19 protein-coding genes are annotated in these 22,551 nt (G+C 68.7%); all 19 read left to right on the top strand.

The window, feature by feature from the left end; translation table 11 throughout:
- The first annotated feature begins 21 nt into the window (after window positions 1-21).
- The 19 genes from ACI2K6_RS13050 to ACI2K6_RS12960 all read left to right on the top strand — a co-directional run bounded on the left by ACI2K6_RS13050 (window position 22) and on the right by ACI2K6_RS12960 (window position 22,530).
- A complete protein-coding gene (locus tag ACI2K6_RS13050) occupies window positions 22-810 on the top strand; it encodes a biotin--[acetyl-CoA-carboxylase] ligase (RefSeq protein WP_404568798.1) in 789 nt (262 codons plus the stop codon).
- 62 nt (window positions 811-872) lie between these two features.
- Window positions 873-1,427 carry a PH domain-containing protein gene (locus ACI2K6_RS13045; protein ID WP_404568797.1) on the top strand — a complete coding sequence of 185 codons (555 nt, stop codon included), beginning with the start codon at window positions 873-875 and terminating at the stop codon, window positions 1,425-1,427.
- Window positions 1,428-1,503: 76 nt separating this feature from the next.
- Window positions 1,504-2,631 (top strand): 5-(carboxyamino)imidazole ribonucleotide synthase, encoded by a 1,128-nt coding sequence (locus tag ACI2K6_RS13040; protein ID WP_404568796.1) that lies wholly within the window; start codon window positions 1,504-1,506, stop codon window positions 2,629-2,631.
- A 111-nt stretch (window positions 2,632-2,742) separates the two neighbouring features.
- On the top strand, window positions 2,743-3,210 hold the full coding sequence (gene purE / locus ACI2K6_RS13035) for a 5-(carboxyamino)imidazole ribonucleotide mutase (protein WP_112617590.1): 468 nt from the start codon (window positions 2,743-2,745) through the stop codon (window positions 3,208-3,210).
- Window positions 3,207-4,649, top strand: a complete 1,443-nt coding sequence (locus ACI2K6_RS13030) for an LCP family protein (protein ID WP_404568795.1) — start codon at window positions 3,207-3,209, stop codon at window positions 4,647-4,649. Before purE ends, ACI2K6_RS13030 begins: the two co-directional genes overlap by 4 nt.
- A gap of 3 nt (window positions 4,650-4,652) precedes the next feature.
- Window positions 4,653-5,738 carry a glycosyltransferase gene (locus ACI2K6_RS13025; RefSeq protein ID WP_404568794.1) on the top strand — a complete coding sequence of 362 codons (1,086 nt, stop codon included), beginning with the start codon at window positions 4,653-4,655 and terminating at the stop codon, window positions 5,736-5,738.
- Between the two features lie 116 nt (window positions 5,739-5,854).
- A complete protein-coding gene (locus ACI2K6_RS13020) occupies window positions 5,855-6,808 on the top strand; it encodes a glycosyltransferase family 2 protein (RefSeq protein WP_404568793.1) in 954 nt (317 codons plus the stop codon).
- The gene (locus tag ACI2K6_RS13015) at window positions 6,805-10,260 is read left to right on the top strand and encodes a glycosyltransferase (RefSeq protein WP_404568792.1); all 3,456 of its coding nucleotides are present in this window, start codon (window positions 6,805-6,807) and stop codon (window positions 10,258-10,260) included. Before ACI2K6_RS13020 ends, ACI2K6_RS13015 begins: the two co-directional genes overlap by 4 nt.
- On the top strand, window positions 10,257-12,350 hold the full coding sequence (locus ACI2K6_RS13010; protein WP_404568791.1) for an acyltransferase family protein: 2,094 nt from the start codon (window positions 10,257-10,259) through the stop codon (window positions 12,348-12,350). Before ACI2K6_RS13015 ends, ACI2K6_RS13010 begins: the two co-directional genes overlap by 4 nt.
- Window positions 12,347-14,560 carry a hypothetical protein gene (locus tag ACI2K6_RS13005; RefSeq protein ID WP_404568790.1) on the top strand — a complete coding sequence of 738 codons (2,214 nt, stop codon included), beginning with the start codon at window positions 12,347-12,349 and terminating at the stop codon, window positions 14,558-14,560. The genes ACI2K6_RS13010 and ACI2K6_RS13005 overlap by 4 nt, the downstream gene beginning before the upstream one ends.
- Entirely contained in the window at window positions 14,541-15,941 is a 1,401-nt protein-coding gene (locus tag ACI2K6_RS13000; RefSeq protein WP_404568789.1) for a hypothetical protein, read from the top strand. The genes ACI2K6_RS13005 and ACI2K6_RS13000 overlap by 20 nt, the downstream gene beginning before the upstream one ends.
- The gene (locus ACI2K6_RS12995) at window positions 15,938-16,321 is read left to right on the top strand and encodes a GtrA family protein (protein WP_404568788.1); all 384 of its coding nucleotides are present in this window, start codon (window positions 15,938-15,940) and stop codon (window positions 16,319-16,321) included. The genes ACI2K6_RS13000 and ACI2K6_RS12995 overlap by 4 nt, the downstream gene beginning before the upstream one ends.
- Window positions 16,318-17,505, top strand: a complete 1,188-nt coding sequence (locus ACI2K6_RS12990; protein WP_404568787.1) for an FAD-dependent oxidoreductase — start codon at window positions 16,318-16,320, stop codon at window positions 17,503-17,505. Before ACI2K6_RS12995 ends, ACI2K6_RS12990 begins: the two co-directional genes overlap by 4 nt.
- A complete protein-coding gene (locus ACI2K6_RS12985; protein WP_404568786.1) occupies window positions 17,492-18,484 on the top strand; it encodes a glycosyltransferase in 993 nt (330 codons plus the stop codon). The genes ACI2K6_RS12990 and ACI2K6_RS12985 overlap by 14 nt, the downstream gene beginning before the upstream one ends.
- Complete coding sequence (locus ACI2K6_RS12980) at window positions 18,477-19,286, top strand: glycosyltransferase family 2 protein (RefSeq protein WP_404568785.1); 810 nt, start codon at window positions 18,477-18,479, stop codon at window positions 19,284-19,286. The genes ACI2K6_RS12985 and ACI2K6_RS12980 overlap by 8 nt, the downstream gene beginning before the upstream one ends.
- Window positions 19,283-20,050: a hypothetical protein gene (locus ACI2K6_RS12975; RefSeq protein ID WP_404568784.1), complete on the top strand. Its 768-nt coding sequence runs from the start codon at window positions 19,283-19,285 to the stop codon at window positions 20,048-20,050. Before ACI2K6_RS12980 ends, ACI2K6_RS12975 begins: the two co-directional genes overlap by 4 nt.
- A complete protein-coding gene (locus tag ACI2K6_RS12970; RefSeq protein ID WP_404568783.1) occupies window positions 20,050-20,907 on the top strand; it encodes a sugar phosphate isomerase/epimerase family protein in 858 nt (285 codons plus the stop codon). Before ACI2K6_RS12975 ends, ACI2K6_RS12970 begins: the two co-directional genes overlap by 1 nt.
- On the top strand, window positions 20,904-21,785 hold the full coding sequence (locus tag ACI2K6_RS12965; protein ID WP_404568782.1) for an ABC transporter permease: 882 nt from the start codon (window positions 20,904-20,906) through the stop codon (window positions 21,783-21,785). The genes ACI2K6_RS12970 and ACI2K6_RS12965 overlap by 4 nt, the downstream gene beginning before the upstream one ends.
- Window positions 21,769-22,530 (top strand): ABC transporter ATP-binding protein, encoded by a 762-nt coding sequence (locus ACI2K6_RS12960; protein WP_404568781.1) that lies wholly within the window; start codon window positions 21,769-21,771, stop codon window positions 22,528-22,530. The genes ACI2K6_RS12965 and ACI2K6_RS12960 overlap by 17 nt, the downstream gene beginning before the upstream one ends.
- Window positions 22,531-22,551 lie beyond the last annotated feature (21 nt).

The raw sequence follows: 22,551 nt of genomic DNA, 5'->3' as shown, positions 1-22,551 counted from the left end.
CCGGCATCGTAGGGTGACGCCATGACGATCCCCGAGAACGGCTATCCCCGCGCGGCCGCGGTCTCGCCCCGCGTGCACGTCGTCGAGCACACCGATTCGACCAACGCCCACCTGCGTCGCGACGTCGAGGCCGACCCCGATGCCCACCCGCACCTCTCGGTGCTCCTGACGACCGACCAGCGCGCCGGTCGCGGCCGGCTCGATCGCAGCTGGACGGCTCCCGCGGGCACCGCGCTCGCGATCTCGGTGCTCCTGCGCGTGGGCGCTGTGCCGGTGCACTCGCGCGGCTGGATCCCCCTGGTCGCCGGTCTCGCGATGAGCGACGCCGTCTCCGCGCAGCTGCACGACCGGCAGGTCGGTGTGAAATGGCCCAACGACGTCCTCGTCGACGGGCGGAAGATCAGCGGCATCCTCGCCGAGGTCCTGCCGGGCGAGGCCGGCGACGTGATCCTGGGTGCCGGGGTCAACACCACGATGGCCGAGGTCGACCTGCCGGTCGCCACGGCGACCTCCTTCGCCGTGCTGGGGGTGGAGGTCGACGAGGACCGACTGCTCGCGGACTACCTCAGGGGCCTGCGTGACCACATCGCCCACCTCGCGGTGAGCGGCGCCGACGACGCCCTCCGGGAGCGGGTCGCCGCGGCGTGCGTCACGATCGGCGAGGACATCGTCGTCTCGCTGCCCGGCGGCGAGACGCTGACGGGGACGGCGGAGCGCCTCGATGAGGACGGGCGCCTGGTCGTGCGGACGGGGGCTGTCGAGAGCGTCGTCGGAGCCGGCGACGTCGTGCATGTCCGCGGAGTCGGCTGAGGCCTCGCGGCATCCGGGCGTGCCGCCGAGGCGTTGTCGCACCCGCGGGCCATGATGGTGCTGTGACACAGCCAGCAGCCTCGTTCGGTCGCCCCGTCGCGCCAGCGCTGGGTGCCGCGGCCCCCGAGCTTCGTGTCGCGCGCTTGCGCCCGCACGCCGGGCCGCTCCTCTGGCCGGCGCTGCTGCTCATCGTCATCGCGGGTGTCACGGGATACTTCACCGGGAACGTGCCCGACCCCTTCACCGACGTGATGCTCTGGTCGGCCGCGGGGCTGGTGGTCGTGCTCCTCGTCGTGCTGCCGTACCTGCGCTGGCTCGCGCATTCGTACACGATCACGACCCGTCGGGTCATCGAGACCTCGGGACTCATCGTCCGTCGCCGGTCGGAGCTCAGCCATATCCGTGGTTACGGCATCGACGAGTCGCGCGGCCCGATCCAGCGCCTGAACGGGACGGGAACGCTGACGCTCTCGAACGGCGTCGACCCCGCCATGCGGCTGCGGAGCATCCCGACCGTCGCCCTCGTCCACGAGGTGCTGGCAGACCAGGTCGAGGTGAGCCAGATTCTGGCGCATCGCGACTCGCACAGCATGCCGATCATCGGCTCCGACGCCTGAGCATGATCGCGCCCGCTCGCGCGTGCGACCCCGTCTCCGTGTGCGGGATGATGGATGCGAACCCGGAGGAGGCGCCATGTCGTTGCGAGTAGGAATCGTCGGCGGAGGGCAGCTGGCCCGCATGATGATCGCGCCGGCCCTCGAGCTGGGACTCGATGTGCGCGTCCTGGCCGAGGAGCCGGGCATGTCTGCAGCCATCGCGGCGACCGCGACGGGCGACTACCGCGACCTCGAAACGGTTCGGGCCTTCGCTCGCGATGTCGATGTCATCACCTTCGATCACGAGCACGTTCCGCAGGAGGTGCTCCGGGCGCTCGTCGATGACGGCGTCGCCGTGCACCCCGGTCCCGACGCTCTCTTCTATGCACAGGACAAGCTGCGCATGCGCGCGAGGCTCGCCGAGCTCGGGATGCCGCAGCCCGAGTGGGCCGCGATCTCCGATGCCGCCGGCCTGCAAGCCTTCCTCGACGACAACGGCGGGCGCGCGGTCGTGAAGACGCCGCGCGGTGGATACGACGGCAAAGGCGTTCGTGTCGTCCGTTCCGCCGCCGACGCCGCTGACTGGCTTGACGCCCTCCAGCCGGGGGGACAGCTGCTCGTCGAGGAGCTCGTCGAGTTCACGCGCGAACTCGCGCAGCAGGTGGCGCGGCGGCCCTCCGGGGCGTGGCGTTCGTACCCCGTGGTCGAGACCGTGCAGCGCGACGGGGTGTGCGCGGAGGTCATCGCCCCGGCTCCGCGGGCGGGTCAGCGCCTGATCGAGGTCGCCGAGAACATCGGGGTCGCGATCGCGGAAGGGCTGGGTGTCACCGGCATGCTCGCGGTGGAACTCTTCGAGACGGCCGATGACCGGCTCCTCGTGAACGAGCTCGCGATGCGCCCGCACAACAGCGGCCACTGGAGTCAGGACGGCGCCGTGACCGGACAGTTCGAGCAGCATCTCCGCGCAGTGCTCGATCTGCCCCTCGGCGACACGGCTCCGCGAGCGCCGTGGTCGGTCATGATCAACATCCTGGGCGGTCCCGTCTCCGACTCGCTCGCCGCGCGCATCCCCGCCGCTCTCGAAGCCCACCCCGGTGCGAAGGTCCACACCTACGGCAAGGCCCCGCGTCCCGGGCGCAAGGTCGGACACGTCAACCTGTCGGGCGACGACCTCGACGCCGTCGTCGGCGACGCCCGCGTGGTGGCGGCGAACTTCGACGACTGAGCCCTCGGGGGTACCGCGCCGCTCCGGGGATTCCACAGGTGGCCCGCCTAACCTGGGTCGGTGACATCCTCGCCGCTGCATTCGTCGGACGCTCCGCTCGTCGGAGTCGTCATGGGTTCGGACTCCGATTGGCGCGTCATGAGCGACGCATCCCAGGCGCTCACCGACCTCGGTGTCGCGCACGAGGTCGAAGTCGTCTCGGCCCACCGCACCCCCGACAAGCTGCTCCGCTACGGTCGTGAGGCACGCGCGCGAGGGCTGCGCGTCATCGTCGCCGGCGCGGGGGGAGCGGCGCACCTCCCGGGCATGCTCGCGTCGCTGACGCCGCTGCCGGTCGTCGGCGTGCCGGTGCAGCTCGCGACCCTCGACGGACTCGACTCGCTGCTGAGCATCGTCCAGATGCCCGGCGGCATCCCCGTGGCCACCGTGTCGATCAACGGCGCGAAGAACGCCGGCCTCCTCGCTGCGCGCATCATCGGCGCGGGCGACGCTGAGCTCGCCGATCGGCTGGAGGAGTACGCCCGCAGCCTCGAGCAGCAGGTCGAGGAGAAGAACCTCCGACTCAAGGAATCCCTGTGACCGTCACCGCTCCGCCGCGCAACTCCGCACGGCCGCGACGCGGAAGCCTCATCGAGGAGCGGCCGCTGCGGCATCCCGACACTACCTCGCCCGAGGTCATGGGTCGTCGCGGGTGGTGGCTCGTCGTGCTCAACTTCCTCCTGCCCGGCTCTGCCCAGGTGCTCGCCGGGAATCGCCGACTGGGGCGTTTCGGTCTCGCCGCAACGATCACGATGTGGGTCATCGCACTCCTGACCGTGCTGACCGGTCTGCTGTGGCGCCCGCTGCTGCTCTCGCTCGCCACCAACTGGTTCGTCCTGCTGATCGTCCAGGTTGTGATCGCGTTCTACGCGGTGCTGTGGGTCGTGCTGACGGTCGACACGTTGCGTTTGGTGAAGCTCGTGCGCGCGGGCACGGTGGCCCGCATCGGCGTCCCGCTCCTGGCCATTCTGCTCGCCGTCGCGTCGACGTCGGCCGCCGCGTGGACGTTCGACCGCGTGAACTCCGTTCGCGAGACGCTCAGCACGGTGTTCGGTGCGAGTGGGCCGAGCGTTCCGCCGTCGGACGGCTACTACAACGTCCTCCTGCTCGGTGCCGACAGTGGTGAAGGCCGCGACTCCATGCGCTTCGACTCGATCTCCGTCGTGTCCGTGAACGCGGAGACCGGGGCGACCACGATCACCGGTGTCCCGCGCGACATGGGGCACTTCCCGTTCGCTCCGGGGCCGATGAAGGATCTGTATCCCGACGTCCACGAGGGACGCGTCGACCCGAACTGCGGGTGGAGCAGCGGCATCAACCAGCTGCAGACCGAGGTGGAGATCTGCCGCGACGGCAACGCGATGTACCCGGACGCTCGAGGCGACGGGTCGTCACCGGGGGTCGAGGCGACCAAGGACGCCGTCGAGGGGATCCTCGGAATCACGATCCCGTACTACGTCTTCATCGACATGAAGGGCTTCGCCGACCTCGTCGACGCCCTCGGCGGTGTCGACATCAACGTCGTGGAGCGCCTGCCCAAGGGCGGCGGGCCCCAGTACGAGGGGCAGCCGGCCGAGGACTGGGCCGAGGGATGGATCGAGGCGGGTCAGCAGCACATGGACGGTGACACCGCCCAGTGGTATGCCCGGTCGCGCTACACGACGAGCGACTTCGACCGGATGCGTCGCCAGCGCGAGCTGCAGCAGGCGATCCTCGCGCAGATGACACCGCAGAACGTGCTCGACCGCTTCACCGAGATCGCGGATGCCGGGCAGGTGCTCGTCCAGACCGACATCCCCGCCGATCTGCTGCCGTTCCTCGCCGATATCGCGATGAAGGCCAAGGAACAGCCGGTCACCACGATCGAGCTCACGCCCGAGAACGGAATCGAGGAAGCGGATCCCGATTGGGCCCTCGTCCGGCAGATGGTGCAGGACGCGCTCCACCCGCAGACCCCGACCCCCGCGCCGGAGGGCTGAGCGATGACCACGGTTCTGCGGGTCGTGCTCGACCAGCTGGTCGATGTCGTCGACGCCGATTCCGCCGAGGCGTCCCTCGAAGTGGCGCGCGCGCTGGTCGCGACGGCGCCGGCGCGATGCGAGGTCGCTGCGGTCGTCCCCTCGGACGCCGCGGAGGCGGCTGCTGGGGTCGGCGGCCTGGCCCAGACCGTCCGAGCCCCGTTCCCGCGGACCGGTCTGCTGGCCTCCTGGCCGATGGGAATCCCGGGAGGCGTCGCGGGAGGGCTGCTGCATGCGCCGACCCTGCTCGCGCCGCTCGTCAAGCACGATCGGGCTCATGACAACGAGCAGACCGTCGTCACGCTGTGGGACCTCGCGGTCTGGGACACGCCCGCACTGTTCCCCCGCGCGACGGTGCTCGCGCACCGCGCGCTGCTCAAGCGCGCCGAGAAGCACGCGGACGCCGTCATCGTCCCGGCGCATGCCACCGCGCATCGCCTCGCGGAGATCGCCCCCAAGCTCAGCGGCCGGATCCGCGTCATCCCCGGGGCCGCGCCCGCCGCCTTCCGTGTTCCCACCGACGCCATCGGGCGGCGGCGCGAGCTCGGCGTGCCCGACCGGGCGGCGGTCGTCGCGGGCGGCACAGAAGAACAGCTGCGGGCCGTGCTGGCCTCCATCGCCGGAGAGCAGACCTCCAGCATCGTCGTGTTCGACGAGCCGGCCGACCTCGCGAGCGCCATCGCCGAGTCCGGGATCGACCGCGGCCGGGTCATCGTGCCCGGCCGGCTGGATGCTGCCGATCGCGCTGCCGTGCTCGACGCGGCCGTCCTGCTGATCGCGCTCTCGGACGGATCGGGCTTTCCCTGGCGGGCCGTAGAGGCGATGGTGCTCGGGGTGCCGGTCGTGGCCTGCGACTCGCCCGTGCACCGCGAGGTGCTGCTCGACGGTGCGCGCATCGCGCCGTTCGACGAACTGCGGGATGCGGCGGGGGAGGTGCTCTCGTCGCCGGACGAACTGCACCGGTGGGCTGTGCGCGCCGGCGATCGTGGCCGCGCGTTCTCGTGGCGCGATCACGCCGAGCGGGTGTGGGCGCTCCACGCCGAGTTGTGACGCGGGCGCCGGTCCCCGTCGTGCGCGGTGTGTCGCCGGAGCTCCGCCCTCCGATGGGTGGGACAGGGAGTCCCGGCTAAGATGACTTGGTTGAGCGGAGAGAACGGTACGCGCGTATGAGCCTGCATGATCGCCCAGACCCGACGGTCGACATCGTCATGCGCACGAAGGACCGCCCCCTCTTCCTCGCCCGCGCGATAGACGACGTCCTCGCTCAGACGCACACCGGATGGATGCTCGTCATCGTCAACGACGGCGGTGCCCCCGGTCCCGTCGACGCGATCGTCGCCGACCGTGCACATGCGCTGGCTGGTCGCGTCAGCGTCCTGCACCGTGAGGTGTCCGGGGGGATGGAGAGCGCGGCGAACGCGGCTATCCGCTCCTCCGGCAACACATGGATCGCCGTCCACGACGACGACGACACGTGGGATCCGCGCTTCCTGGAAAGCACGTCCAGCTGGTTGAGCGACAACAACGATGCCTCGGCCGTCGCGGTGCGCACCGAGATCGTCTGGGAACGGGTCGAGGGCGAACGCATCGTCGAGACTTCACGCGAGATCTTCCTGCCCGACTTGCAGCAGGTGACCCTCGCGCAGCTCATCCGCTTCAACTGCTGCGTGCCGATCTCGCTGCTCTACCGCCGCTCGGCGCTCGAAGGGGTCGGTCTCTTCGACGAGAGCCTCGAAGTCGTCGGCGACTGGGAGTGCAACGTCCGCCTCGCTGTCGCGGGGCCGATCGGGTTCCTCCGCGACGAGCCGCTCGCGCAGTGGCGCCAGCGTCCTGGTCTTGCGGGAGTGCTCGGCAACTCCGTCATCACCAAGCGGGACGAGCACTACCGGGCCGACCGCCTGGTGCGCGACCGCGAGCTGCGCCAGGTCGTCGAGCGCGACGGCGTGGGGATGCCGCTTTACCTGACCCGATTCCTCGACGACCGGTTCGACGAACTGCACCGGCGACTCGACGATGTTCGAGATCGGCTCGCGCGCCAGCAGGCGGTCGAGGACCGACGCCCGGTGAACCGCCTCAGACGACTTGCTCGGCGCACGCTGCGCCGCGGAGGGAGATCATGACCGCCGACGTTTCCGTCGTGGTGCCGACCCACGCTGAGGGTCGCATCCTCGTGTCGACACTGCGATCCGTCGCCGAGGCCGCGTCCCACGCGGCGAGTGCGGGCCTGCAGGTCGAGCTCGTCCTCGTGATGGATCGTATCGACGCCGAGACCCGTCGGGTCATCGAGGTGCACGCGACCCCGGCATCCGTGGCGCCGGCGGAGCTGCGGCTGCTGGAGGTCGACAACGGCGACCTCGGGATGTCACGCAACGACGGCGTCGCCGCGGCGACCGCGCCGGTCATCGCGATCCTCGATGGCGACAACCTCGTCTCGGCGACGTGGCTCGCGCGCGGGGTGCAGACGATCCGCGAGCGCGGCGAGCGCGCCATCGCGCATCCGGAGAGCATCGTCTCGTTCGGTGCGCGCCGCACGCGCTGGGACCTCCAAGGCAGCGGCGACGCGGACTACCGGCCAGGCCTTATCGCGGCGGTGAACCCGTGGGACGCGTGCGTGATCGCCCACCGCTCCACGTTCGCCGAGGTTCCCTACCTGTATCTCCCTCCGTCCCGCGGACACGGCCCGGAGGACTGGGCGTGGAATCTCGCGACCCTCGACGCCGGCTACGAGCACGTCGTGGTCCCCGAGACGGTCATGTTCTACCGTGTGCGCCCCGGATCGCTTCTCGACGCCCACGGCGACAACCTCCTGCCGCCCTCGCCGTACCTCGCCTCCCTCGAGCGTGCGGCGTCTGTCGTCGCGACAGAGCCGGCCGCTGACGACGCGGTCGCGCGCACCCCGCGCGACGTCTTCCGCGAGGTCGTCCCGCGCCCGATCCGCCTCGCCGCACGCACCGTCGTGCGCGGGGGGCTTCGCGCGGCGCGCATCGGCGAGAGTGTCGTGCGCGGGCGGGGGCTGCCGTCGGCGCCGGCGGAGCATGACGACGACCTGCTGAGCCCGTGGCTCGACGACGCCTGGCGTGCGGCGAACCGGATCGAGCCCGAGGTGCCGTTCCCGCGCGCGGACGCTGTCGCGTCCTACGAGACCTGGGGGCACCCGTGGGGGCCGTGGGAGAGTGAGCGGGCCGTCGCCTACTGGCGGCTGGTGGACGCGTTCGGCGGTGCGCCCGACTACCTTTTCGTCGCCCCGTGGGTGCGCACGGGAGGTGGTGATCGGGTGCTGCTGCAGTACATCGCTGCCGTACGCCGACTCCGTCCCGACGCGCGGATCGTGCTGCTGACCACCGAGCCCGACGAGTCCACGCGGCTGTCGGAGGTGCCCGCGGGCGTGCGCGTCGTGCAGCTGCGCGATTACCTCTCGCGCGCGGTCGACCGCGAATGGATGGTCGGCCGGTTGCTGCCGCAGCTGCTCACCCAGCTGCCGCCACAGACCGTGCACCTCTTCAACTCGACCGTCGGCTACGACGTGGTCGAGCGCTTCGGGCGGATACTGTCGCTGCGCACGGCGTTCTTCGTCTCGACGTTCGTGCTCGACCGCACGCCCGACGGCGAACGCACCTCGGTGCTGTTCTACCGGCATCCGCGCTTCCTCGACCCCATCCAGGCCGTGCTGGTCGACAGCGAGGCCTTCGCCGCCACGATGGTGCGCGAGCAGGGCTACGCGGTCGAGAAATTCCGGGTGCAGCGCCAGATCGTCGCCGACGTCGCGGTGCCGACCCGTAACCGGCCCGACCGATTCACTGCCGCCGACCCGCTCCGCGTGCTGTGGGCGGGTCGGTTCGACCTGCAGAAGCGGCTCGACGTGCTGGCGGACGTCGCCGAAGAGGTGCAGCGGCGGGGGCTGCCCGTGCAGATCGACTTCTACGGAGAGGCGGTGATGGGCGATCCGGGGCTCGAGGATCACCTGAGCCGGCTGCGGGCGGCGGGAGCGGTACGTCATCCTGCCTACCACGACATCGCTGAGGTGCCGCTCGAGCAGTACGACCTCTTCCTCATGACGAGCGAGTGGGAGGGTGTGCCCAACACCCTGCTCGAGGCGATGATGGCCGAACTGCCCGTGCTCGCCCCGCTCGTGGGCGGCGTCGGCGAAGTGCTCTCGGAGCAGACCGGCTACCCGGTGGCGCGGTTCGACGATGCCGGCGGGTACGCCGACGCGCTGGCCCGTGTCATCGACGGTGCGCCGGCGGCGCGTTCACGCGCACGAGCGGCGCGCCAGCTGGTGAGCGAGACGTTCTCGCAGGCGGCGTTCGACGCGGGCATTGGTGCCCTGCCGTCGTACCTCGACGGGCTGAGCGAGTCCGCCGAGACCGGCGTCACGGCGGCGGACCCCAGCATTTGCTTCGTCGCGGACGACGAGACGGTCGAGTTTCTGCAGTCGGACGCGCGCCGCGTGCTGCTGTTCGCGGGTTCGGCCGGATACGCGAACCTCGGCGACATCCTCCAGCACAAGAACGTCCTGCACCAGTGGAAGCAGGACGCCCCGGACGTCGTGCCGGTGAGTGTGTTCCACGTCGGATCGGCCGAGAGCCCGGACCACCTCGAGCAGCTGCGCAGCTGGTACGCGACGCGCCACATCGTGTTCTTCCACCGTCCCGACGAGGAGGTGCCCGAGTGGCTGCGGCCGACGATGGCCGCCGAGGAGCGTCGCGCGCCCGTCCACGTCGTGGGCGGCGGGTATCTCAACGCAGAATGGGGACCGGGCTACCTCGCCGTGCTCGACGCGATGGATACGCACTTCGGTGCCGAGACGTATGTCTTCTCGGGGATGCAGATCGACGAGTTCATCGTGCCCCTCATCGTCGACTTTGCCGCGCGCCATCACCTCAGCGCTTTCGGCACGCGCGACGACGAGTCGTTCGAGCGTGCTCGCGCGGCGCTCGGCGCCGTCGCAGCCCGCACGTTCGACGACTTGTGGGAGATCGTCTCGCGCTGGGTCCTCCAGCCGCAGCAGGGCGAGCATGGGCCCTTTCATCTGGGACTCCACATCAACGCCTCGGGGTACGTCGGCACGGACGTTGTGGAGCAGATCGCGGGTATGCTCCGCGATGTCCTCGAGGCGCACCCCGACGCTCGCGTGACACTGCTCAACGCGTACGACGACCGCCGCGCGGAGGTCATGGACACGCTCGCCGCGCTGCGGCTGTTCGGAGACAGTTTCCCGTTCACTCAGTTCGACGTGGTAGATCTCGCGCGGATCTCACTCGAGACCGGGCCTCGCGACGACACGCCCACCGAGATCGCGCAGCTGCACCTCGATGCAGCTATCACCTGCTCGTATCACACGACGATGATCATGCACTCCCTCGGGATACCGGCGTTCCTGCTGCGCCGCACCGCGTACTACGCGCAGAAGGCGCGCATCTTCGAGCTGCCTGACGATTTCGCTACCTTCCTCGCCGAGCCCGCCCGCTTCCTCAAGGACTTCTCCGCCGAGGAGCGCGAGCGTCGGCAGTGGACGTCTCGTCTGGCCGCGTGGATCCGCGGCGAGTCGGTCGTCCTCGGTGAGCGATCGTGAGCGCAGCCGGCGTCGCGTCGAAGAACTTCCGACCTGAGATTCAGGCCCTTCGCGCCCTCGCGGTCGCGATCGTCGTCCTCAACCACCTGTGGCCCGGGCGCCTGCCCGGAGGCTTCATCGGCGTCGACGTCTTCTTCGTCATCTCCGGCTACCTGATCACCGCGCATCTGATGCGCGAGGCGGGTCGCAGCGGGAAAGTACGGCTCGGTGCGTTCTGGGCGCGACGTGCGCGGCGGCTGCTGCCGGCGAGCATGCTCGTGCTCGTCGTCTGCGCCGTGGCCGTCGTCACCATCGTGCCGATGGCGCAGTGGGAGCTCGCTCTCGGACAGATCGCCGCAGCGGCGATCTACGGCGTCAACTGGCTGCTCATGGCCCAGGCCACCGACTACTTCACCTCCGCCAACTCGCCGTCGCCCGTGACGCACTTCTGGTCGCTCTCGGTGGAGGAGCAGTTCTACCTCGTGTGGCCGCTGCTGATCGTCACCGCCTTTCTGCTGGCGCGCGGCTCGCGTCGCCGCGGGGCGATGCTGACCTCCGTCATCCTCGGAGGGGTGTTCGTCGCGTCGCTCGTCTACAGCATCGCCATCTCGGGCTCGCAGCCGAGCGTCGCCTACTTCTCCACCCTGACTCGTGCCTGGGAGTTCGCGGCCGGCGGCCTGCTCGCCCTCGCCCTCGCAAAGGCCCAGCTCCCGGCGCGGGCGAGCGTCTGGGCGAGCTGGCTCGGATGGTCCGGTCTCGCGCTGTCGACCGTGATCATCTTGCCCGAGACGGTGTTCCCCGGATGGATCGCGCTCGTCCCCGTCGTCTCGACTCTGCTGGTCATCGCCGCGCGCAGCGGCACCGGGGGACCGAACCTCAACGACGCGTCGGGCTTCGCGCCCGTGCAGTTCATCGGCGATATCTCGTACTCGCTCTACCTGTGGCACTGGCCGCTCATCATCCTCACGCCTTTCGTGCTCGGCCGTGAGCTGGGCGACCTGTCGCGCATCGCGGTACTCGTGCTGAGCGTCGTCCTGGCGTGGGCGAGCAAGCGCTGGATCGAGGATCCTGTGCGCTCCTCGTACGTGCTGACTTCGCGCAGATCGTGGGTCACCCTGACGGCGACCGTCACCGCGATGGCCGTCGTCGCCGCGGTCGCGCTTGTGCCGGCCTCGCGCGTCGGGGTCATCCGTCAGGATGTCAGCGACCAGATGTCGGCGCTCGCCTTCGAAGCCGACCCGTGCTTCGGCGCCCTCGCCGCAGAGAACGACTGCGCCGACTCGCACGAGCTGCGCTATCCGGATGCGGTCGTCATGGACTTCTCCGCGAACGGCGGCACGGTCCCCGGCTACGCGCCCGAGTGCGTCACTCCCGAGGCGGCCCCGCTCGTCACGGCCTGCACGTACGGCCCACCCGCTGACGGGGCGACGCGCACCGTCGCGCTCATGGGCGACTCGCACGCGGCGCATTACACCTCGGCTCTCGCCAAGCTCGCGGTCACCGAGGGATGGCGCGTGGTGTCGGTCGCGCAGTCCGGCTGCATGCCCGTTGGGTTCGACGACCGGCTGGTGGCCCTGTGGGCCCCCGAGAAGGCGAGCGACTGCCGCGCCTGGGCGGAGCAGGCGATTGGCTACCTCGCGCAGCGCTCCGACATCGACACCGTCGTGTACTCGAGCATCTCGCGGGAGTACGGCTACGTCGACGGCACGCCGACGGACCAGCAGGACATCAGCGAGAGCTACATGCGCTCGTGGCAGCCCTGGGTCGACGCGGGGAAGCGCGTGCTGGTGCTCGCCGATACGGCGTTCCTCAATCGCGGCGGCATCCTGGAGTGCCTCGCAAAACAGGAGGGCGTCGCCGACCCGTGCGCGAGCCCCCGCGACACCGTCCTCGCCAAGCCCGATCCCATGATCGTCGCGGCCGAGCGGATGGCGCCCGGCGCCGTCGGCGTCTTCGACCCGAACGACTTCATCTGTGATTCGGACCTCTGTCACGCTGTCGTGGGCGGCATTCCCGTCTTCGTCGACCACAATCACTTGCTGCAAGCTTTCGCGATGACGCTCGCGGGCCCGATCTCGGCTGCGATGCGCGCGCTCGAAGGAGAATCATGAGCTCAGAAGGCGCGCCGTCATCGCGACGCACCTCTCTCGCCGCGCGCGCACGACGCGCGGGCGTGCCGTTCCGCGGACCCATCGTCGAGACGGGGCGCTGGACGCGTCGGATTGTGTTCGTAGCGTTCGTCGCCGCGGTGGCCTTCCTCGGCGTCCAGGCGGTCACGAGCGTCTTCCAGGCCCTCGACCACGCCACTCGGTTCTCCGGCTACGCCCTCGACGGCGCGTTCCAGCTGTACAACCCATTGCGACGCCTTGCTGACGGCCAGCTGCCGGGCCGCGATTTCCCCTTCTTCCACGGAGTCGGCATGCCGTGGATCCATTACCCGCTGTACGTCGTGTTCGGACAGAACATCTTCGCGTCCGAGATGTCACGCTGGCTGCTCAGCCCCGTGATGTTCGCCATCAGCGGCGGTGTGTTCCTGCGCGCCCTCTTGGGGACGTGGACCCGCGCCGTCATCGGGCTCGCCGTGATGACGGCGATGTCGAACACGGTCCCGCAGCTGAACCTGGTAGATCCGGGCAACTCGATGATCGGCATCCGTTCGATGACCGTGCTGTTCATCGCCGCGGCGATGCTCTGGCCGGTGCGCCGGCAGCGGTTCGCCTTCGGCTTCTTGCAGGCGAACACGCCCCTGCTCATCGCGTACGCTCTCCTCGGGGTCAGCCTCGCGCTCGGCAGCGAGCAGGGCGTCGCCGCGATCGGCGCCTTCCTGCTCGTACGGTTCTTCCAGAACGTTCGCCGGCTGCGCTGGGGATGGCGTCCGTTCGCGCAGAGCGCCGTCGACGCCCTCGCAGCCGTGTCATCCGTGCTGGTGGTGCTCACGATTCTCACCGGGGGATCGGCCCTGAGCGCGCTGCGGTACGCCCTGGTCGACATCCCCGCCGATCAGGGATGGGTGTTCGGGTCGATCCCGAACGTCGCGCCGACAGCCGATGCGCTGGTGTGGGACCTCATCGGCGGTCCCGTCCTCGACCTGCGGGCGATGGTGCCCGGCTTCCTCCTCACCGGGCTCGTCGCCGTCGTGCTCGTCGTCATCGCGCGCCGCATGCGGGCCATCCCCCCGGTCGCTGTGCCCGTCGTGATCATGCTTTTCCTCGCAGGCCTCGCGACCCTCGCCGCCTTGCTGGGCTACATCTCGCTCATGACGCAGCTCGCCCCCTTCGGGCGTCTTGCGACGGCGGTCGCGGTGGGCGCCGGCACGGCGATTGTCATCACTGCGATGGCACGCACCGAGGCCGCGATCCGCAGCGGTCGCCGATTCGCGCCCGCCTTGGTCGCGCGCCCCGTGGCGGCGGCGGCCATCATCGTGGCGGGCGTCTTCTTCGTTGCCACGAGTGTGGCCGCGCGCACCCCGGTGCTGCAGGAGATCCCCAAACGAGAGGTCATCGCTGCGGCGATGCAGGGTCCGACGCAGGACGACTACGAGGTGGCGGGTCCAGGATTCCGTGGTGCCATGGACGCGATCCTCTCTCGGATTCCCCCGGGCGCCGACATCTGGGCGACCTACTCGAGTCTGTTCAACAGTCAGCGTGACGTGTTCGTGCCCGCGCCGGGCGGCGAGGACTACATCATCCACGCTCTCGGCGCCGAGCGTCGCGAGGCTTACGAGAACGCGTTCGACAGCGTCAAGCCCGAGGCCGTCATCACGACGAACCCCAACTACACGATCTACGAGGAGTGGCTGTGGGGACGCTACCCCCAGTTCTACGCCACGCTCTTCCAGGACTACACGCTCACCGTCGAGACCGGCAGTCACCTCCTTTGGCTGCGCAACGAGGTGCCCGCGCCCCGCGACGCGCCCACGGTGCAGGCGGATGTGCAGGGCGACGGGACGTTCTCCCTGCCCGGCAACAACACCGACCGGGTGCAGTACTACGAGCTGACGGTGCAGTACGTTGCTTCTGGCGGTGATCTGCCCATCGTCAACAGACTGCCGCGGTTCTACCTCGACGTCAGCGGCTCCGGGCTCGCGCTGAGCGGGGAGATCCTGCCCCCGGACGAGACGAGCTGGTCGATCACGGTCCCGGTGCTCCCGGGGTCGGCGGGCGTCTCGGTGAGCCCGTACATCGGAGGCGTCGCGCGCTTCGCGTCGCTCGATGTGACCGGTGCCGAGTACCGTCAGCTCGACGTCGCGCCCGAGAACGACCGACTGATGCTCCTCAACTACTGCTCATGGAACAGGACCAATGATCTCTGCACTGGCTAGAAGGGCGCGTACCTCCGCCCTGTTCCTCGCCGCGAGCGGGCGCCTCGGCGTCGGGTGGTGGCTGCTCGTGCTGGTGGGCGTCTATCTCGTCCTCCAGATCGTATTCGTCGTCGCCAGCTTCGGCTCCGCGCTCGTTCCGAACGGCCCCGTCACCTCCGCACTGCATACGGGACTCGCCTCGAACCTGTGGTCCACGGTGGATTACCCGGCGGACGGCGTGGGACATGCCAGCGAACGGTACCCTTTCGCGGGCATCAGCGACGCGTTCACGCAGTGCATCGCACTGACGATGAACGTGCCCCATCCCGATGGTGGACTGCTCGACGCCGCCTTCGCTGGACGGCACCTGGGCACGTGCTCCGAGGCGGCGCCCGCCCTCGAGCAACTGTTCGCCGGGGCGACGGACGTGCCCGAACGTACGTACAACCGCTACTGGAACGGCTACTCGATCCTCACCCGCCCGCTGCTCGTGCTCGGCGGGGTCGGTGCGGTCCGCGTCGTCGTGGCAGCGCTATTCGCGGCCGCCCTCGTGTTCGCCGCCGTCATGCTGGGTCGCCGAGTCTCCCGTCTCGCGCCGCTCGCGCTCGTCCCCGTGCTGCTCTCGACCAATCTGCTGACGCAGACTCTCGACGCCTTCCCCCACGTGCTGGCTTTCGCCGTGCTGCTGGCGGGCGTCGGCGTCGGCGCGTGGGTCGGACGGGCCTCATTGCCGTTCATCTTCCTCACGGGAGCGGCGGTCGCCGGCGTGTTCAACTTCGTCGACTATCTGCTCAACCCGCCGGTGGCGTGGTCGCTGTTCGTCTTCGCCGTCGTCGCGGCGCGCTGGGCGGGCGGTCGGGTCGGCATCCGCGGTCTCTGGTCGGCCGGGGGAACCGCGGCGCTGGCGTGGATCGTCGGCTACGGCGCGACCTGGGTCACCCGGTGGGCGATCGCAATCGCGATCTTCGGCGACAGTGCCTGGAAGGAGATCCTCAGCGTCATCGGCACGCGAATGCAGGGGCAGTCCGACGGCCTCGTGCTGGCCGGACCCCTGGAGGCTTCGAAGCGCAACGTGGGCTTCTGGCTCACGACGATCCCCACGGCGCCCGCGGTCGCCGTGGTTTCGGCGCTCGCGGTCGTCGTGGTCCTCGTCGTTCTTGCCGTGCAGCGGCGGTGGCAGGCAATCGGGGTGTTCGCCGCGCTGGCCGCGCCCTCGATGCTCGTGCCGCTATGGTTCGAGCTGCTCAACAATCACTCGCAAGTCCACCTCTTCTTCGTCTACCGCGCCGTCCCCGCCGCGGTGGGCATCGCGCTCGCCGCGGCACTCGTCGTCGTCGCGCGTCCGCGCCGCAGGCGTGACACGACCGCGCCCGCGGCCGCGAACGAAGGGATCGCCCTGTGAAGCGTCTGATGATCCAGACCGCCCAGTACTTCTGGGTCGCCCTTGTCGGCTTGGTGGTGGACTTCGGTACTCTCGTCGTGCTGACCGAGTTCTTCGGAGTCAACCCCCTGCTGTCGGCTGCCGCCGGCTTCCTCCTGGGTCTTGTTGTGAACTTCGTCCTGAGCGAGCGCTTCGTCTTCCGAGACCCGAAGTTGGGATCGCGCTGGGTCCGGTTCGGCCTCTTCGCCGTCATCGGACTCGTCGGCCTGGGCATACTGACGTTTCTGATGTGGTTGCAGGTCGACGTCCTGGGCTGGAACTACATCGTCGCGAAGGTCGCGGCGACCGTGTTCGTCTACGCCTGGAACTTCATCGCGCGGCGAGCGATGTATCACTCATGAGCTCCACCACGATGAGCTCCACGACCACAAGTCGCGACGCATACGACCTGATCGTCATCGGGGGAGGGTTTTTCGGGCTTCGCCTCGCGCTGCACGCGCGCGAGGAGATCGGCCTTGATCGCGTAGCCGTCTTCGAGCGCGAGCCCGAGCCGATGAACCGGGCCTCCTATGTCAACCAGGCTCGTGTGCACAACGGCTACCACTATCCGCGCAGCATCCTCACCGCCTACCGGTCGCGCGTCAGCTCGTCGCGCTGGGCGCAGGAGTATCCGGATGCGGTGGATGCTGACTTCACGCACTACTACGCCGTCGCACGCAAGATGTCGAAGGTGACCGCGAAGCAGTTCGAGGTCTTCGCGGCCCGCATCGGCGCGTCGCTGGCCGACGTCTCGGATCCGTTCATCGCCGGAGCGTTCTCGCCCCTTATCGAACGAGCATGGGAGGCCGAGGAATGGGCGTTCGACTCGCGCAAGCTGCGTTCTGTCGTGCTCGACCGCATCGCTGCGATCGGCGGAATCGACGTGCGCTTGGGCGAGGGAGTGGACCGCATCGAGCGGATCGAGAGCGGTCTCGCCGTCGTCACCCCGGTCGCACGTGCATCGGCACCGTTCGTCGTGAGCTCGGTCTACTCGCAGATCAACACCTTGCACCGAGCTTCAGGCATCCCGACCGTACCCCTGCAGCTGGAAGTCACCGAGATGGCGCTTGTGCGCCTGCCGCAGCGCTTCCGGAAGTCGGCCTTCACGGTCATGGACGGGCCGTTCTTCTCGATCATGCCGTTCCCCTCGCGCGGCCTGCACACGCTCTCGCATGTGCGTTACACGCCGCACCTGCGCTGGCTCGACACCGCCGCGGCGCCCGACACCCGGGCGATACCGTCCGTGGAGGCGATGAGCGCGGGCGCGAGCACGTTCCGTGAGATGATCGCGGACGTCCGGCGCTATGTCCCCGCCCTCGCAGACACCGAATACGTCGATTCGCTCCGCGAGGTGAAGGTCGTGCTGGCGGATCAAGACCGTACCGACAGTCGGCCGATCCTCGTGCGGACGGAGCCGGCGCTCCCAGGATATGTGTGCATCATGGGAGGCAAGATAGACAACGTCAACGACGTCCTACACGAGGTGGCTGCAACACTCGACCTCGGCCGCCCGTTCTCTGGAGATCCCACGAATGACCCGATCTGATACCGGCGCGCCCGCGCGCACCGACGCGTTCGTCAGCGTCGTGACCGTGGTCGATGCCGACGTCGACGACGTGCGCGGCCTGATCCTCGCGACCCAGCAGCTCCTCGAGCGCGACTACACCAACTACGAGGTGATCGTCGTCGACAACGGCCTGCGGCCCGAGACCGTGGCTGGGCTGCGAGAGCTGTTGACCGACATCCCGTGCGTGCGCGTTCTTCGGCTTTCGCGCCGGTTCCCCTACGACACCGCACTGTTCAGCGGGCTCGAATCGGCCATCGGTGACTTCATCGTGGTCTTCGAGGCGGGGCGCGACCCTGTCGGGATGATCCCGGCGTTCGTCTCGGCGCTGCTCAACGGCACCGACATCGTGCAGGGCACGAGCACCGGTCCTATCGAGGGATCCCCCATTCACCGGGCGGGCCGGTCGCTGTTCTACTGGTACAACCGTCAGGCGCTGCGCATCGTTATCCCGGTGCGTGCGACCTACTTCACCGCGTTCACCCGTCGGGCCGTGAACTCGCTGCTCAGCTCCGACCGCCAGTACCGCTACCTGCGCCATCTCATGCGCCACATCGGGTACTCGATCCTCGACCTGCCGTATACGCCCCGGCGCGTCGCGGCTCCTTCTCGCGGATTCTTCTCGGCCGCCCACGACGCCGTCGAGATGGTGACGAGTTATTCGATCCGGCCGCTGCGCGCTGTCTCGATCACTGGCGTCCTGGTCGCCGCGCTCAATCTGCTGTATGCCCTGTACGTCGTCATCACCTTCTTTGCAGCAGACGGGGTGGAGCGGGGATGGACGACGACGAACCTCCAGCTCGCGGTGATGTTCTTCGTGCTCTTCCTCTCGCTGGCCGTCATCTCGGAATACGTCGCGCGACTGCTCGCCGAGACTCGACGAGAGCCTGCGTACTTCATCATGGAAGAGCTCACCAGCGACCGGCTGCTCGCCGACGAGACGAGGCGGAACATTGTCTGATTCACCCTCCCGCGTGGTTCCCGATTACCGCACGGACGACTTCCGCCCGCGCGGCTCCGACGTTCTCGTCGCCGTGTTCGTCATCAACGAGGGCGAGAAGGTTCGCGGTCAGCTGCGTCGGATGCAGCCCTATACCGACGATCTCGACGTCATCGTCGCCGACGGCGGCAGCACCGACGGATCGCTCGACGAGCAGTTCCTCCGTGAGGTCGGCGTGCGGGCCCTGCTTACCAAGACGGGCCCCGGCAAGCTGTCGGCGCAGATGCGGATGGCATTCGCCTGGGCGCTCGAGCAGGGCTACGCGGGCGTTATCGCGATCGATGGCAACGGCAAGGACGGCATCGAGGCTCTGCCTGAGTTCGCCCGCCTGCTCCGCGAGGGATACGACCATGTCCAGGGTTCGCGCTTCATCCCTGGCGGTCGCGCCGTGAACACGCCGCTGTCGCGTCTCATCGGGCTGCGCGTGCTCCACGCACCCCTCATCAGTCTCGCGTCGGGTATCCGCCAGACCGACACGACGAACGGCTTCCGCGGCTACAGTGCGGCGCTGCTCGGCGACCCGGTGGTCGACGTGTTCCGCGACGTCTTCCAGACCTACGAACTCCACTACCATCTCGCGATCGAGGCGGGCCGCAACTCTCACTTCCGGACGATCGAGACTCCCGTGAGCCGTACCTACCCCCGGGGCAAGGTGCCGACGAAGATCAGTCCCGTCCGCGGGAACGCGCACGTGCTCGGCGTCCTCTTCCGGGCCGCAGCCGGCGCCTACCGCTCACCCCTCGCCAAGGACAAGCTCTCATGACGAACGCTCTTATTGGATACACCGGATTCGTCGGGGGAAACCTCCGCGCAGCTCGGAAGTTCGACGCGCTCTACAACTCTTCGAACGTCGCGGATGCGGCCGGACGCGCCTTCGACGAGGTCGTCTTCTCGGCGGCGAAGGCCGAGAAGTGGCGGATCAACCAAGAGCCCGAACGGGATGCAGCGCACATCGCCGAGCTCGAGGGCATTCTGTCGTCATTCGAGGCGCGCCGTCTCGTCCTGATTTCGACCGTCGACGTCTACCGCGACCCGGTGGCCGTCGATGAGGCGACAGTCCCCGAGACCGAGGGCCTGCACGCCTACGGCCTGCACCGCCTGCAGCTGGAGCAGTTCGCGCGCGAGCGCTTCGACGAAGTCCTTATCGTCCGGCTCCCCGGTCTCTTCGGCCCCGGAATCAAGAAGAACGTCATCTTCGACCTGCTCAACGACAACAACATCGACCGTATCCACCCCGACGGCGAGTTCCAGTACTACGACCTGACGCGCCTCGCCGACGATCTCGATATCGCACGCGCGGCAGGCCTCGAGCTCGTCAACCTCGCCACCGAACCCGTCTCGACGCGGCGTGTCGCGACCGAGGTCTTCGGCCGCGATCTCACCGCGCCCGATGGTGTGTCGGCCGGCCGGTACGACATGCGCACGCGGCACGGCGAGGTCTGGGGTCGCCACGACGGCTACCTCGCGTCGGCATCCGAGGTCGTCGACGCCATCGACGCCTTCGTGCAGAGCGAGAGGTCGCGCTGATGGGCGTTCTGGCGGTCTCCAACATCGCGTGGGATGCCTCGGAGGAGGCCGACGTCGCTGCTGCGCTGCAGCGCGCCGGAGTGCGCTCGGTCGAGATCGCGCCCACGAAGGTGTTCGCGGACCCGACCGACGTCTCGGACAACGCGATCGCGACTTACCGTGCCTTCTGGGCGGACCACGGCATCTCGGTCGTGGCGTTCCAGTCGATGTTGTTCGGGTATCCAGATCTGTCGATCTTCGGCGATGACACGGTCGCGCGACAGACGATGGACCGACTCAGCGCCTTCATCGACCTGGCGGGACGGATGGGCGCGGGAAGGCTCGTCTTCGGCTCACCGCGCAATCGTCGCCGACCCGAGGGCGTCGCCGACGATGTCGTGTGGCGCCGGGCGATCGACTTCTTCGCCTCGGTCGGGGAGCGTGCCGAGAGCGCCGGTGTCGTGTTCTGCATCGAACCGAACCCGCCGCAGTACGGCTGCGACTTCGTGACTACCGCGGCCGAGGGCGAGCAGCTCGTCCGAGACACCGCGACGGCGGGCTTCGGCCTGCACCTCGACGTGGCGGGCATGACACTGGCGGGCGACACGCCGGCCGAAGCAATCCGGTCGGCGCGCGACGTGCTCTGCCATTACCACGTCAGCGCTCCTGAGCTTGGGCCGATCGAGGAGGACGTCGTCGACCACGTGTCGGCGTTCCGCGCGCTCGGCGAGATCGGCTACGACGGCCACGTGTCGATCGAGATGCGCTCGGGCGCGGTCGGCGAGGGTGTTTCGCGCGTCGTAGCCGCCGTCGCGGTGGCGCGTCGCGCGGCCGAGGCCGCGAACTTCGACCTCAGTGAGACGGGAGCGCGAGCATGAGCGCGGAGTCGACACGCGGCGACCAGAACCTGGTCGCTCCGGGAGCTTCCCTCGGCCTGCTGTCAGTGCTCGCGCGCCGTCACCTGCTGTGGCTGCTCGTGCGGAAGGACGTTCAGATCCGCTACCGCGGCTCGGTCCTCGGCTGGGTCTGGTCCTACCTCAAGCCAGCGGCGCAGTTCGCGGTGTACTACATCGCGGTGGGGGAGTTCCTCCGGCTGAACAGCTCGATGCCCAACTTCCCGATCTACCTGTTCTCGGGGCTCGTGCTCATCAACCTCTTCAACGAGGCGTTCGGCAATTCCACGCGCGCGGTCGTGGACAATTCCGACCTCATCAAGAAGATCTACCTGCCGCGCGAGCTCTTCCCGGTCTCGTCGGTGATCATCGCCTTCGTCAACTTCCTGCCGCAGCTGCTCGTGCTGCTCGTGGTGTGCGGGTTCGTCGGATGGCACCCGTCGCTGCTGCAGATCGCTTGCATCCTGCTCGCGATGCTGATCATCGTGACGCTCGCGCTCGGCCTGGGGCTGCTGTTCGGGGCCATCAACGTCGGACTGCGCGATGCGCAGAACATCGTCGAGATGATCCTGCTGTTCACAACCTGGCTGTCGCCCGTGCTCTACAACATCTCGCTCGTGCGCGGCGTGGTCCCCGACTTCGTGCTCGTGCTCTACCAGCTGAACCCCATCACGGGAGCCGTGGGGCTCATGCATTATGGCGTCTGGTTCCCCACGACCGACCAGACGCCCGAAGTCGCCTCGCTCGTGGGATCCGACATCCTCTTGTTCGGCGGGCTCGGTCTCGCCCTCTCGCTCGTCCTCCTCATCGTGGGGCAGGTCGTCTTCCGCAAACTGGAGAAGTCCTTTGCACAGAACCTCTGACAGCGCCGTGCACTCGCCCTCGGCCGCGATCGTCGTCTCGGACGTCACGAAGCGGTTCACCCTGCGTCACACGCACTCGATGAAGGAGACCTTCGTCGCGTGGACGCGCGGCAAGCCCATCTCCGACAGCTTCCTCGCCCTCGACGATGTATCGTTCTCGATCGACCAGGGTGAGTCCGTGGCCCTGCTCGGCCTCAACGGCTCGGGCAAGTCGACCTCGCTCAAGCTCATTTCGGGCGTCCTCGTCCCGGACGAAGGGGAGGTGCTGACGCGTGGCCGGGTGGCTGGACTGATCGAGGTCGGCGCGGGATTCCACCCCGACCTGTCCGGCCGAGAGAACGTCTACCTCAATGCTGCCATCCTCGGGATGTCGCAAGCCGAGACGGATGCGCGCTTCGAGGAGATCGTCGCGTTCAGCGGCATCGAGCGGTTCATCGACACCGAGGTCAAGCACTACTCGTCGGGCATGTTCGTGCGCCTGGCGTTCGCCGTCGCCATCCACACTGAGATGGACACGCTGCTCGTCGACGAGGTCTTGAGCGTGGGCGATGAGCCGTTTCAGCAGAAATGCATCGAACGCATCCGAGAGCTGAATGATGGCGGCAAGACTTTGGTTGTGGTCAGCCACGATCTCGCGACGGTGAGCCAGATCTGCCGACGCGGCGTCGTGATGCAGTCGGGCCGAGTGCTCTTCGATGGTCCGATCGACGAGGCGGTATCGGCGCTGCGCGCCTCTGCAGCCTGAATCTGCCCCACAAGTAACACC

The organism is Microbacterium sp. NPDC006705 (assembly GCF_044903545.1).
GTDB classification, from domain to species: Bacteria; Actinomycetota; Actinomycetes; order Actinomycetales; family Microbacteriaceae; genus Microbacterium; species Microbacterium plantarum.
The sequence above is the reverse complement of the archived record's forward strand: the minus strand, read 5'-3'. Positions and strand labels throughout refer to the sequence as shown.

Excerpts from the sequence above, each read along its gene's own strand:
- ACI2K6_RS13020 (WP_404568793.1), top strand. The coding sequence starts at position 5,855 with ATGAGCCTGCATGATCGCCCAGACCCGACGGTCGACATCGTCATGCGC.
- ACI2K6_RS12975 (WP_404568784.1), top strand. The coding sequence starts at position 19,283 with ATGACGAACGCTCTTATTGGATACACCGGATTCGTCGGGGGAAACCTC.
- ACI2K6_RS12990 (WP_404568787.1), top strand. The coding sequence starts at position 16,318 with ATGAGCTCCACCACGATGAGCTCCACGACCACAAGTCGCGACGCATAC.
- ACI2K6_RS12985 (WP_404568786.1), top strand. The coding sequence starts at position 17,492 with ATGACCCGATCTGATACCGGCGCGCCCGCGCGCACCGACGCGTTCGTC.
- purE (WP_112617590.1), top strand. The coding sequence starts at position 2,743 with ATGGGTTCGGACTCCGATTGGCGCGTCATGAGCGACGCATCCCAGGCG.
- ACI2K6_RS13025 (WP_404568794.1), top strand. The coding sequence starts at position 4,653 with ATGACCACGGTTCTGCGGGTCGTGCTCGACCAGCTGGTCGATGTCGTC.
- ACI2K6_RS13050 (WP_404568798.1), top strand. The coding sequence starts at position 22 with ATGACGATCCCCGAGAACGGCTATCCCCGCGCGGCCGCGGTCTCGCCC.
- ACI2K6_RS13040 (WP_404568796.1), top strand. The coding sequence starts at position 1,504 with ATGTCGTTGCGAGTAGGAATCGTCGGCGGAGGGCAGCTGGCCCGCATG.
- ACI2K6_RS12965 (WP_404568782.1), top strand. The coding sequence starts at position 20,904 with ATGAGCGCGGAGTCGACACGCGGCGACCAGAACCTGGTCGCTCCGGGA.
- ACI2K6_RS13000 (WP_404568789.1), top strand. The coding sequence starts at position 14,541 with ATGATCTCTGCACTGGCTAGAAGGGCGCGTACCTCCGCCCTGTTCCTC.
- ACI2K6_RS13015 (WP_404568792.1), top strand. The coding sequence starts at position 6,805 with ATGACCGCCGACGTTTCCGTCGTGGTGCCGACCCACGCTGAGGGTCGC.
- ACI2K6_RS13005 (WP_404568790.1), top strand. The coding sequence starts at position 12,347 with ATGAGCTCAGAAGGCGCGCCGTCATCGCGACGCACCTCTCTCGCCGCG.
- ACI2K6_RS12970 (WP_404568783.1), top strand. The coding sequence starts at position 20,050 with ATGGGCGTTCTGGCGGTCTCCAACATCGCGTGGGATGCCTCGGAGGAG.